Source organism: Listeria immobilis, from assembly GCF_014322765.1.
Taxonomy (GTDB): Bacteria; Bacillota; Bacilli; order Lactobacillales; family Listeriaceae; genus Listeria; species Listeria immobilis.
Map to the genome: position 1 here is coordinate 41,330 of NZ_JAASTZ010000010.1, position 13,418 is coordinate 54,747.

Sequence of the window (13,418 nt, forward strand, 5' to 3'; positions counted from 1 at the left end):
TACTAGGATAGACGCCCATTTCATTCTTTTTATTTTACGTCAGTTAGTTTACCATCTGAATCGCGTTCCACTTTCATGGATTTAATTGATTGGTATCCTAATTGTGGTACGATATTGTTTTGTACGTCATCTGAAGTCATATATTCTAAGAAAGTTTTTGTAAGGTCTTTAGGTTCACCATTTGTATACATGTGTTCATAAGACCAAATTTTCCAGTCATTCGTTGCTACATTATCTTCCGTTGCTTCTATATCATCTATCGAAAGTCCGACTACAGAATCATCAATATAAGAAAATGCTAGGTAACTAATTGCTCCTGGAGTTTCACTAACGATTTTACGAACTGTACCTGATGAATCTTGCTCTTGTGCTTTTATTGGTGTTGCACCATCAAGTCCCCATTTTTCAAAAGTAGCTCGTGTTCCACTACCTTCTGCACGGTTGATAATAGTAATTTTTTCATCTTTACCACCAACATCTTTCCAGTTAGTAGTTTTACCTGTGAATATATCAATTAATTGTTGTTTTGTGATATTTTTTACGCCAACATCTTTATTTACTACAGGAGCCATTCCGACAACCGCTACACGATGATCAACAAGTTTTGAAGCATCCACTCCGTCTTTTTCTTCTGCAAATACATCAGAGTTTCCAATTTCTACTGCGCCTTGTTGTACTTGTGTTAAGCCTGTTCCAGAACCGCCACCTTGAACATTAATTTGCGCTTGTGGATTTGTATTTGCGAATTCTTTAGATGCTGCTTCAACTAATGGTTGAAGTGCTGTAGAGCCAACTGCTGTAATCGATCCTGAAACTTCTTCTTTGTTTGATGAACCGTTTGCTTTATCCGCTGTACTGCTACCACTCCCACAAGCTGCAACAACAAGCATTAAAGCTGCTAAAACTGCTACTATTCCCAAATACTTCTTTTTCATTATTTTATTCCCACCTTGTTTTTTTAATTGTTATTCCTTACAAGTATCACTATAACCTCACAGATTTAAGGTGGTGTGTAGCTTATGTTAAGTAATTGTAAATAACTAGATTTTTTATCGAATTTGTAAATTTTTTTATGATTCCCTTTCAAATAGAAGGCAAATGAGTAAATTATCGCTGAGATTCTTTTTGTTTCGTAAATATAATAAAAATATCCTGTCTAAAAGATTACTTTCTTTTAAACAGGATATTTATTAAGGTTTTTTTGGTAAAGTTACTCGGAAGGTGGAGCCAACTTCTTCTTGACTTTCTACTTCAATTCGGCCACCACAGTTTTCAATAAGATGCTTAACAATTGAGAGTCCAAGTCCCGTTCCACCAGAGTGTCTACTACGAGCTTTATCCACTCGGTAGAAACGTTCAAATACGCGGTCTATATCTTTGGCCGGAATTCCAATACCATTGTCAGTGACTTCGATAATAATTTCTGATTCACGTTCCATTAAATTCACTTCTACTTTTCCATCTACTGGCGTGTAATTAATGGCGTTCGAAAGCAAGTTAATTAAAATTTGTTGCAGTTTGTCACGGTCACTTTCAATCATCACAGGTGGAATAGTTTTATCTGGGACAGACACGCTAATATTTTTTTCCGTTGCCAGCTCATAAATGGTGCGTGCTGATTGTTCAATAACATCATCTACATCTATTGTTTCCCTATTTTCCGATACTGGATTTTGCTCAATTCTAGAAAGTGCTAAGATGTCCATAATCAAACGGTGCAGACGATCACTTTCTTCTTTGATAATTGTTAAAAACTTTTTAAGTAACATTTCATCATACATTGCACCATCTAATAATGTTTCAGCAAAGCCTTTTAGAGCCGTTACAGGGGTTTTTAATTCGTGCGAAACATTAGTGACAAACTCTGAACGAACATTTTCCAGATGTCTAATTTGCGTAATATCGTGGAGTAGCAAGATAATACCAGTAATTTCTCCATTTTCTGCTAAAATTGGCGAAACACTTGCATCTAGAATCATTTCGCGTGGGAAATACAAAATAATTTCTTTTTGTTGCATTGTTTTTGTTTCAAATGTTGCTTCAATTAATTGGCTAAGTGCAAAACTTTTAATAACTTCATAGAAAGGTTTTCCAGTGATTTCTGTCTCACCTAAAATTTGATACATTGCCCTGTTTGTCATAATTACTTGTTTGTCGGCATTGATTAGCATTACACCACTCACTAAATTTTGGACAATTGCATTAAGCCGTTGTTCATTTTGCTTAATTTCAAACATTTGCGTTTCGAGACTTTCCGCAAGCGTATTTACACTGATTGATAAGTCTTGTAGTTCACCGCTGTTTTTTCCATGTATTCGACTATCATATTTGTGGTTAGCGAGATCTGTGGAAACATCAATAATTTCTTTGACAGGTTTAGTTATTTTTCTAGCAATAAATACACTGATTGCCGCTATAATAACTAAAGCAATACCGAAAATAAGCGCTAAATTACCCCAAAGTTTTGCGACAGCTGTATCAACTGACTCAAGGGAAATTGAAATCCTTAAAACGCCATCTGTTTTATTTTGATGCTGAACCGGGACGGCCACATAAAGCATGCTATATCCAAGAGAATTACTTTCACGAATTGAAATGCCTACTTCTTTCCCTTTTTCTAAAATATCTGCTACTTCTGGACGGTTCATATGATTATCGAGGTTTGCAGGATTTTTTTTCGTATCCGCCACTACATCCCCTTGACTATCAATCACGGTAATTCGTGCATCAATTTCATCACTTAGCGGATTAAGTGTCTTCTGAATTGTCACAGCATCCTTGTCCAAATCCAAATTCTCGATATTGGTCGTTTGCAATAAAATTTTGGCATCATCTTCTAATTGGTTTTCTTTCATATTTAAATAAGTAGATTTCATTAATTCTCCCGAAAAAATCCCAACGATTACCATTACTACAAAAAATAGAATAAAAAACGACAAACCAATTTTTAGCCATAATTTCTTCATTTTTTTACATTCTCCATTTTATAACCAAAGCCACGTATCGTTTTAATATACTTTGGTTGTTTCGTATCTAATTCGATTTTATCGCGCAAATGACTTACATGAACATCAACAATTCGCGTTTCTCCAACATAATCATAATTCCATACTGTATCCAATAACTGATCTCTCGAAAAGACTTTTCCACGATGATTAGCAAGAAATAATAATAGCTCGAATTCTTTTGGAGTTAAATCTAGCAAATCATCCTGTAAATACACTTCATAACTCTCTGGTAAAATTTTTAAATCACCTATTAAAAGAGTTGCTTCTACTTCATCTGTATTTTCTTCTACAACTTCTGATTTACCTTCTGTACGTCTTAAAATAGCTTTAATTCTCGCAACCACTTCCCGTGGGCTAAATGGTTTTGTCATATAATCATCTGCACCAAGTTCTAAACCAATAATCTTGTCGAGTTCTTCATCTTTCGCAGTAAGCATTAATATTGGGACATCCACTTTATTTTGGCGAAGTTTTTTTGTCACTTCGATTCCGTCCATTTCAGGAAGCATTAAGTCGAGTACTATTAAATCTGGTTCTTCTGATAAAGCTAGTTCATAGCCAGCTTGACCATTTTCAGCTGTAACCACATCAAATCCAGCTTTTTCAATATTAAATTGCAATAAGGTAACAATAGAAGCCTCATCATCCACTACAAGAATTTTTACCAACTTACTTCCCATCCCTTCTTTATCTATTCCTATTTATTTAAAATATAGCATGAATTAACCTTTTTCGGATAGAAATGCTTTTATATTAATCTTATCTTTACAAAAACTTAAAACACCAATGCTGCTTTCAAAAACAACACTGGTGTCTAATAGTTATCTTGGTTCGACTAAAAGTAATCCCAGCTCAAATGATTCATTTTCATAAAGTGCTGTTTGCTCAAATCGAGGTTCTCCGTTGTTATCAATGACTTTAATTTTACAAAAGGCACGATTTAAATTAAGCGCATCATAAAGGTTTTCTCTTGTATGAATTGCCTGTCCGTTAACTTCCGTAATTTTCTCGCCAGCTTTTAAATTTAAACGGGCTGAAGGAGTTGCCTCACGCGCACCTAAAACGACAATTCCATCTGTTTTTGGTCCGAATTTTTTCGGTAATTGCTTTTCCAAACGATAATGTTGATAAGAAATCCAAAATCTGCCAATCACAGCAAGCATAAAAGCAAATAAGGTTAATACGGGCATCATAATTCCTAACAAACCAGCTATCGCAATTATTGTTGCTAGTGTAGTAACTTGTACAGCGATTTTACGACTAGCTTGCTCTGGTAATTGTGATTGAACCCGTTGTTGGAAACCAATAAATAATGGTAAAACAATTAATGAATATGACTTAGCACCAATAGTAAACACCGGCCACCATTCAAAAATTTTCGTAAAAACATCCCCAGGTATAAAAACAACTAACGGTACAAACCATAATTTTCTTAATTGAAACGAGCCAATTAGTTTTCCTCGTTTACTCTTTCGAAGTGATGGTGCCGGATTTTTCGCACTTGTATACTGAATAAGAAATGCTTCTACAAAGAGTAGTAATGCTAATAAAAAAGTCATTGAAATCATGAAATTATCAATAAATACTGCATCATAACCAAATGCTCCGTTTGTAAATGGTGATAGATTAATATCAAAATAATAGCAGAAATAAAATACTAAACTTGTGATTCCAATCGTAAAAGCTGTAGAACTAAGACGAAACATCCCAGCAATCAACAAGAAACAAACAACCGTATTAAAAATCGCAACCCATTCTAACGTTACACTAAAGCCAATCACTGTAGTTACTACCGACAGACCTAAACCAAATAGCAATCCAATACCAAAGAAGTTCTTTAATTCTAACCAAGGCGAATATACTCGAACGCTAAAAGATTTCCGCTCCCATTTTACTCTATTAAAACCAGCAATTATAACTAAAATAATTCCTACATAAATAGCTGGCTGTAGAAGTAGTCTTCCTATTCCTTTAAGTATTTCCAAAAAAATGTCCATGATCTACACCAGCCTTCCAACACATTTTATAATATAGGCGATAAAAGTCGGCTTACCGCTTCTTTAAATTTAATCCATATGGACCTTTTTGCATATAGTTCAGGTGTTAGTTGATACGATTTTAATATATCTTCTAAAAAAGTATCTTCTAATTTTTGTACCATTTCCTTTTCATAAATAAATGCATTTACTTCAAAATTAAGTCGAAAACTTCGGAAATCCATATTAGCCGTCCCGACAGAAGCGATTTCTCCATCGACTACTAAGGTTTTAGCATGAATAAATCCATTATCATAAATGAAAATTTTAGCTCCCGTTTCCATTAACTCCCCAGCATAATTCGTTGTTGCTCGGTAAACGAAAGCATGGTCTGGTTTATTAGGAATCATCACACGTACATCAACACCAGAAAGTGCTGCAATTTTAATAGCTTCTAATAAGCTGGCATCTGGAATAAAATATGGTGATTGTAAGTAAATCGTTTTTTTGGCAGCATTAATCATTTTAATGTATCCATTTTTAATTTGTTGCCACTCAGAATCTGGACCACTAGATACAATTTGCATACTCGTATGACCTTTTCCATGAAATGTTGGGAAATATCTTGCCTTGTAGTCCATTTTCTTAGAAGCAGATGCAGAATTCCAGTCCATAATAAAACGCGTTTGCATTGCATAAACAGCTTTACCATGCACACGAAGATGCGTATCACGCCAGTAACCGAATTTTTTAGATAAACCTAAATATTCATCACCAATATTAAAACCACCTATATAACCAATGTCTCCATCTATAATTGCTAATTTTCGGTGATTTCGATAATTAAGCCGAAAATTAATCAGAGGCAATTTTGATGGAAAAAACGGTCTAACCAATCCGCCATTTTCCTGAAAAGTACGGAAAAATGATTTTTTTGTAGTCCTTGATCCCATAGCATCATAAATTATTTTTACATTTAAGCCTTCTGCCGCTTTTCTTTCAAGTACTCGCATTAAGCGATTTCCAAGTTCATCCGAATGAAAAATATAATAAATAATATGTATATGGTCTTTCGCTTTTTCAATATCAGCAATAAGTGCCTCAAACTTTTCATAACCATCCACATAAAGATCCACTTCATTATCTTGTGTTAATATTGCACCATCATTTACGAGTAGTAAATAAATTAAATCACGGTGCTTCTTCACATTAGGATCACTAAATGGAAATTCTTTTTGGCGAATTAATTCAATTTGGTTCGCAGTTGATTCTTTAATCCCTATTTTTTCTTGCCCTTTCCAATCAAAAATCTTTTTCCCTGATAATTTTCTTCCAAAAATCAAATAAATAATGAAACCAAATATTGGAACAAAAGTTAAGACTAGTAACCATGCCCAAGTGGCAGAAGTATCTCGTCTTTCTAAAAATACTGTTGTTGCTGCAAATAATACATTTAGAATTAGCAGAATCACTAATAAATAAGTCAACAGCCCCATGATGTTCCCCCTTTTCTTACACAAACTGATAGTAGTATCATATCATAAAATCCTCATTTAGCCTATTGCCGTCCAACTTTTGGCAAGAAAAAACCACTGACTTATTATCAGTGGTTTACTAGTTAAAGATAAGGAGCTGGATCAATTGGTACTCCATTTTGATGAATCTCGAAATGTAGATGTTGACCAGTAGATTGCCCGGTGGAACCCATTATTCCAATTGGTTGTCCTTGTGAAACTTGTTGACCAGCAACTACTTTTAAACTACCTGCTCGCATGTGCCCATAAAGTGTTTGGAAGCCATTACCATGATCGATTTCAACTACATAACCATAGCCGCCATAACCACTACCTGATGCACCAAAACCGGAAAAGACAACAGTTCCTGAAGCTGCAGCTGATACTGTTACCGCGCCTCCAGCAGCAATATCTTGCCCTTTATGTGACTCATGCTCTCCTGTAACTGGATTGGTACGATCACTAAATCCAGAAGTTAAAATTCCAGATGCAGGTTTAATAAATTGACCGCCACCAGAACTCACATTGCTTGGTGCACTAGCCACTTCAGGACTAGGTGCTTGGGCAACAGTTGTTTGACTTTTACTCGCTTTTTCAGCATTAGCTTTAGCTGCTGCTTCTTGAATTCGTTTTTGTTCTGCTGCTTTTAATGCTGCTTCTTGTTTAGCTTTTTCGCCTGCAATATTAGAAGCTAATTGCTTCTGTTCTGCGGAAAGAGATCCTTGTTCATTTGCTAATAGCGATTTTTCATTTTTAGTTAAATCTTTTTTATTCGCAAGCGCCATAACTAAGTCGTTTTTTTCTGCTTTTTGACTCTCCATGTTATTTCTGGAAACTGCTAAATCAACAGCTAGCACTCTTAAATTCTCTAGTTTTTTCTCTGAACTTGATTCCGCAACTTTTAATTTATCTTGATCATCTTTTTGGTCTTGCATTATGTTTTGATCGGCATTTACCATGGTTGATACTACTGTTACACGATCAACTAACTCTTTAAAATCATTTGCTTCAAATATCATATCCAAATAGGCTGTCGCTGTTCCGCTCTTTTGAATTGCTCTAGCTCTTTTATCAAGTACTTCTTGGCGCTCTTTAATATCTTTTCTTAATTTCTCAATATCTTTTTTTAATTGCTTTAATTTCTGATTTTCAGAGTCAACTTTATCTTCTTGCGCTCTTAGTTTTTTATTCGTTTCATCGATACTATTTATAAGTGACTCCAATTGTTTAGATGCATCTTTTTCCTTGGTTTCTAGATTGGCTATTTCCGAACTTTTTGTATCAATATTTTTATCTAACTCTGATTTTTTTTGTTCTATTTCATTTTGACGTTTTTGCATATCGTTAATGGTATCTGCTTCTACACTTAGTGGTGCAGAAACAATTAATATGCCAAGTGTTGCTAATACCCCATATTTCTTTAACATAATAAGCTCCTTTTCCGTTTTCAATATTCTTAGGAACTTCATAGTTTGTTTTAAATTAATATGTTATTCCTTTACCATATAAAAAAGCACCTTTGTTTTTAAAATCGACAAAGGTGCTTTTGAACTTTTCAATCTTTATTAGAAGTTAGCTACACGACCATATCCTACAAGATATTTAGCCCAGTAACCACTAGTGATATTGTCATATTTAACGCCATTGTTTTGAGCATTGATCATTTGACCGCCACCAACATAAATTCCAACGTGAGCAATTCCGCCGCCATAATTGAAGAATACTAAGTCACCTGGTTTTGCTTGACTAGCACTCACTTTGCTTGCTGCTGCATATTGTCCACCAGAAGTTCTTGGAAGAGAAATACCAGCTGCGCGGAAAGCATAAGAAGTAAATCCAGAGCAATCAAATGCGCTTGGTCCAGTAGCTCCAAGACTATAAGGTTTTCCAAGTTGTGCTTGTGCTGCAGAAATCATTGCTGAGTATCCACTACCAGATGGAGCTGGAGCACTTGGAGTTTCACTACTGCTACTACCACTGCTGTTACTGTTGCTATTGGAAGAAGTATTTTTTGTTGCGCTTGAAGAGTTAGACTCTTTAGCTGCCGAACTAGTATTAGTTGTAGCTTGTTTTTCTTCTTGACCAACATTTGAAGATGTAGCTTCACGTAGCGCAGTTGCACGTGCTTCTGCTTCTTTTGCTGCTTTATCGCGTTCGCTTACTAAGCTAGCTTTTGCATTTTCAGCATTTGCTTGATCAGAAGCTAGTTGAGCAACAATTGCTTCTTTTTCAGCTTTTTGCGCTTCAATTTTATTTTGTTGTGCTTCATATTCATGGATAGCTGTTGCTTGTTCTTCTTGTTTTGTCTTCACAGAAGTTTGTTTTGATTTTAATTCTTTTTCGTCATTTTGTTGATCATCTAAAATAGATTTATCAGATTCAACTAATTGATTTACTGCGGAAACACGACCAACTAAGTCAGAAAGATTTTCTGCATCTAAAACTACTTCAATGTATGCATTAGAATTAGATGTTTTTTGCATTGCACGAGCGCGATCTTTTAAAACTGATTCACGTTCTTTAATACGTGCATTAATATCTTTAATATCTTGGTTAAGTTGTTTTAGCTCTTCGCCTGTTTTATCAAAATCTGCTTGTAAAGATTTTGCTTCTTCTTGCGCTTTTTCAAGATCAGTTACCAAACCAGAAAGGTCTGATTGTAAATCTGTCTTTTTAGACTTAATGTCGTTGATTTTTTTATCTTGATTTTGAATGTCTGTATTCACGTCCGCAAAAACATTAGTAGTAAAGGCTGGCGTCAAACTGATAACTGCTGCGAGTGAAACCGCAATAAACGTATTCTTTTTCAAAAAGTTTACCTCCTAAAAAGCTCCCTAGCTTTTCTTTTTAAATTATTTTTATTTCAAGTGAATTTAATTGTTAGACTTTCAAGAATCTACGGATAGATATTGCGCTACCCCAAATCCCGATTAGTACGCCGATTGCTATAATCAAGCCACTAATTTGATAGGCAAATGGTGTTGGTGGTAATAACGAAAGTGAGCTGGTCACTAACTTTGGATTTATCAAGTTGTAAACATTAACATAGCCTACGAATGTTAACACAACAGGAACAATCGAACCAATTAAACCTAACCAAGCTCCTTCTAAAACGAAAGGCCATCGTATGAACCAATTGGTTGCTCCTACCAATTTCATAATTTCAATTTCTCTTCTACGGGAGAAAATCGCAATTTTAATGGTGTTTGATATTAAGAACATTGCTGTTAATAATAACCCAACGCTTAGTATAATACCAGCATATCGTCCCCATTTCAAGGTATCAAACAACTTATCAACTGTTTTCTCACCATATTCTACATTATCTACGTACTGTAATTTTTCGATTTTCTGAGCAATTGCTTTCGTCTGCGTTGGCTCTTTTGCCTCAACAACGAAAACATCGTATAGTGGATTATCTTGTTTAAACAATTCGAAGTTTTTGCCATACGCGCCAACTAATTTCTTCAATTCATCATCCTTAGAAGAAAAAGTGACACTATCAACTCCATCAATCTTCTCAATGTTTTTCTCAAGTTCTTGCTGCTGTTTCTCGTCCGCGCTTAGAGAAATATGTACGTTAATTTGCACATTATTTTCTACATCACTTGCAAGCTTGTTCATGTTAATCAATATTGCAAAAAACACGCTGACTAAGATAAGTGTTACTGTTACTGCACTTGCTGCTGCAAAGGTCATCCAACCATTCCGGTAAAGGCTTTTAAAACTTTCTCTTATATGTCTTCCTATTGTCCTAAATTTCATAACCATATTCTCCTTGCTGCTCATCACGAACGATTCGACCATTTTCAATAGCTATTACCCGATGTTTTAATGTGTTTACAATTTCTTTATTATGGGTAGCCATTACTATGGTTGTTCCGCGATTGCTTATTTCCTCAAGGATATTCATGATTTCCCATGAAGTATCAGGATCTAGATTACCGGTCGGCTCATCTGCTATTAATACTTTTGGCATATTGGCAATGGAGCGGGCAATGGATATCCGCTGTTGCTCACCACCGGAAAGTTCATCCGGCAACATTCTTACTTTATGCTTAAGGTTGACTAAATCAAGCACTTCCATAACACGTTCTTTAATTACGGCTGGCTCAGTTTCAACCACTTCCATCGCATAAGCAATGTTTTCATATACTGTTTTGCTTTGAAGCAATTTGTAATCTTGGAAAACCACACCTACGTTACGACGCAAATACGGAACTTCACGATTTTTCATATTGATCAAATCAAATTTATCTACGGTGATTTTGCCTTTTGTCGCTCGCTCTTCTCTGTAAATCATTTTAATAAAGGTTGATTTACCAGCACCACTTGGTCCTACAACATAAACAAATTCCCCTTCACCAATGCTAATATTTAATCCATTAGCAGCGGTTATACCATTGGGGTATTTCTTATACACATCTTCCATTAATATCATTTTATCACCTTACTATGCCTTTCTACTAAGTTACATTTTAGGTAATGCATGTTAACCATGAAGATGTACTGTTTGTGGACACAAATCTAAACTCACAACATAAGATTAATTATACCATGACAGTTTTTCATCTATAGGTTAATTGCATTACAATTATATTTCAAGGTATGACAATATTTCCATTATTGTAATAGGAAAGGCGATTATATTCACGTTTTCCACTTTTTTTGTTGTATTAGATATTGACAAAATAAAAAAGCACCGACATCGGTCTTTTCCACTGCTAACATTGTAACTTGTTTTTACGCTAATTAACATTACAGGTACATTAAAAATCATTACAGTTCTAGCTATCGGAATAGACCAATTGTATTAAAACAGCTTCAATTCCGCTAATACAGTAAATTGTTTTTGTCATAAAACTGTCAAAAATAATTTTAAAAAACTACCACACTGAGACGAAAACACTCAATGTGGTAGTTTTTTTAGGATGTAAAACCTTCTCCCATGACCTCGCTGGCACTCATTACGACAACAAAAGCTTCTGGATCGATTTCTTTAATTACCTCTTTTAATCTTGAAAATTCACTTTGAGCAATAACACATAACAATATTTGTTTTTCATCTTCTGTATAACCGCCCTTTGCAGAAAGTCGTGTGATTCCACGATCAATTTTAAAAAGAATCGCTTGTCTAATAGCTTCTTGATTTTCCGAAATTATAAAAACTGTTTTGGATTGATTTAAACCAACTTGTACTAAATCGATAGTTTTACTTGTAGCAAAAAGACCGATAAGTGCATAAAGCCCTGATTCTACATCAAATACGAACATAGCTGAGATAACAACAAAACCGTCAATTAATGCTACACAAATCCCCAATGTTAAATGAGAATACTTATGCAAGATTTGTGCAGCTACATCAGTTCCACCAGTTGAAGCTTTACCTCGAAATACTACCCCAAGGCCCATCCCTACTAATGCACCACCAAATAAAGCGGCAACTAATGGTTCGTTGGTCCATGGTGCTAAATTCTGCGTTAAGTAGACAAAGAGTGGCAACAACATGGTGCCAACGAATGTTTTCAAACCAAATTGATATCCTAAAAAGAACAACCCAGCAAGAAACAGCGGAATATTAAATGCCCATTGAATAAATGCCGGATTCCAACCGGTTAAATAGTTAATAATTGTACTTATCCCGCTCACACCACCAGAAGCAATATGATTGGGTAACAGTAAAACATTGAAAGCTAGTGCAATTAAAGCCGCACCAATAATAACATATAAATATTCCATTAATTTAGCTGTTTTTGGGGATAAAGGTTGTCTTTTTCGTTTATTTATCATATTTTATCCAATCCTAGAACGCAAATATGAATTAATAAAGTCGTCTAAATCTCCATCCATCACTGCTTGAATATTACCAGTTTCATAATTTGTGCGATGATCTTTCACCATGGAGTAAGGATGGAAAACATAAGAGCGAATTTGGCTTCCCCAACCAATTTCCTTTTGTTCTCCACGAATTTCTGCTAGCTCGCGTTCTTTTTCTTCTTGTTCTTTTTGGTAAAGTTTTGTTTTCAACATTTTCATTGCTTGATCACGGTTTTTAAGCTGCGACCGCTCAGATTGACAAGTTACAACAATACCTGATGGAATGTGCGTCATCCGAACTGCAGAATCGGTGGTATTAATATGTTGCCCACCAGCACCAGTTGCTCGGTACGTATCAATTTTCAAGTCTTCTGGGCGCACTTCAATTTCAATATCGTCATCAAGTTCTGGCATAACATCCACCGAAACAAAAGAAGTATGACGGCGACCTGACGAATCAAATGGTGAAATACGGACAAGACGATGAACGCCCTTTTCCGCTTTTAAATAGCCGTATGCATTGTGCCCTTTGATTAGTAACGTTACGCTTTTAATTCCCGCTTCATCTCCAGCTTGATAATCAAGCATTTCTACCTTAAAGCCTTTTTTCTCTGACCAACGTTGGTACATGCGAAGTAACATCGAACCCCAGTCTTGTGATTCCGTACCACCAGCACCTGGATGCAACTCTAAAATCGCATTATTTTTATCATAGGGATCGCTTAACATTAATTTCAACTCAAACGCATTAATCGTCCCCATATAAGCAGTAATATCTTTTTCTAGTTCTTTTTGTAAATCTTCATCAGCTTCTTCTTTCAATAATTCTAAACTTATTTCCATGCTTTCTTGCTCTTCTTCTAACGCATGAAAAGCTTGATAAGTTTCTTTGTAACCATTGGACTCATTGATTACTTTTTGCGCTGCTTGTTGATCGTTCCAAAAATTTGGATCTAACATTTGATCCTCTAACTCAGCAATCCGAACTTCCATGCTATCTAAGTCAAAGAGACCCCCTAAAGTCTTTGATTTGCTGTGCTGTTTTTTCTAATTCATTCCGAATCTCTGCTAATTCCATTCTTAATTCCACCTTTTTTTGAATT

General features: G+C 35.3%; 11 protein-coding genes. All 11 read right to left on the reverse strand.

All coding sequences use genetic code 11. From position 1 onward, the window contains the following. Window positions 1-29 precede the first annotated feature (29 nt). Window positions 30-935 (reverse strand): phosphate ABC transporter substrate-binding protein, encoded by a 906-nt coding sequence (locus tag HCJ50_RS09130; RefSeq protein ID WP_185345673.1) that lies wholly within the window; start codon window positions 933-935, stop codon window positions 30-32. Window positions 936-1,190: 255 nt separating this feature from the next. Then, the gene (pnpS, locus tag HCJ50_RS09135; RefSeq protein ID WP_185345675.1) at window positions 1,191-2,966 is read right to left on the reverse strand and encodes a two-component system histidine kinase PnpS; all 1,776 of its coding nucleotides are present in this window, start codon (window positions 2,964-2,966) and stop codon (window positions 1,191-1,193) included. After that, window positions 2,963-3,676 carry a response regulator transcription factor gene (locus tag HCJ50_RS09140; RefSeq protein ID WP_185345677.1) on the reverse strand — a complete coding sequence of 238 codons (714 nt, stop codon included), beginning with the start codon at window positions 3,674-3,676 and terminating at the stop codon, window positions 2,963-2,965. The genes pnpS and HCJ50_RS09140 overlap by 4 nt, the downstream gene beginning before the upstream one ends. Window positions 3,677-3,829: 153 nt before the next feature. After that, complete coding sequence (locus HCJ50_RS09145; RefSeq protein ID WP_185345679.1) at window positions 3,830-5,005, reverse strand: S1C family serine protease; 1,176 nt, start codon at window positions 5,003-5,005, stop codon at window positions 3,830-3,832. A gap of 26 nt (window positions 5,006-5,031) precedes the next feature. Then, window positions 5,032-6,480 (reverse strand): cardiolipin synthase, encoded by a 1,449-nt coding sequence (cls, locus tag HCJ50_RS09150; RefSeq protein WP_185345681.1) that lies wholly within the window; start codon window positions 6,478-6,480, stop codon window positions 5,032-5,034. Window positions 6,481-6,602: 122 nt separating this feature from the next. After that, a complete protein-coding gene (locus HCJ50_RS09155; protein WP_185345683.1) occupies window positions 6,603-7,925 on the reverse strand; it encodes a murein hydrolase activator EnvC family protein in 1,323 nt (440 codons plus the stop codon). Window positions 7,926-8,063: 138 nt separating this feature from the next. Then, window positions 8,064-9,308 (reverse strand): NlpC/P60 family protein, encoded by a 1,245-nt coding sequence (locus tag HCJ50_RS09160; protein ID WP_185345685.1) that lies wholly within the window; start codon window positions 9,306-9,308, stop codon window positions 8,064-8,066. 70 nt (window positions 9,309-9,378) lie between these two features. Further along, window positions 9,379-10,263 carry a permease-like cell division protein FtsX gene (ftsX, locus tag HCJ50_RS09165; protein ID WP_185345687.1) on the reverse strand — a complete coding sequence of 295 codons (885 nt, stop codon included), beginning with the start codon at window positions 10,261-10,263 and terminating at the stop codon, window positions 9,379-9,381. After that, a complete protein-coding gene (gene ftsE / locus HCJ50_RS09170) occupies window positions 10,253-10,939 on the reverse strand; it encodes a cell division ATP-binding protein FtsE (protein ID WP_185345689.1) in 687 nt (228 codons plus the stop codon). Before ftsE ends, ftsX begins: the two co-directional genes overlap by 11 nt. 485 nt (window positions 10,940-11,424) lie before the next feature. Continuing rightward, window positions 11,425-12,288 (reverse strand): YitT family protein, encoded by an 864-nt coding sequence (locus HCJ50_RS09175; RefSeq protein ID WP_185345691.1) that lies wholly within the window; start codon window positions 12,286-12,288, stop codon window positions 11,425-11,427. Between the two features lie 3 nt (window positions 12,289-12,291). Further along, a protein-coding gene (gene prfB / locus HCJ50_RS09180; protein WP_185345693.1) for a peptide chain release factor 2 occupies window positions 12,292-13,393 on the reverse strand; the annotation gives its coding sequence in 2 pieces (ribosomal slippage) (window positions 12,292-13,320 and window positions 13,322-13,393; 1,101 coding nt in all). Window positions 13,394-13,418 lie beyond the last annotated feature (25 nt).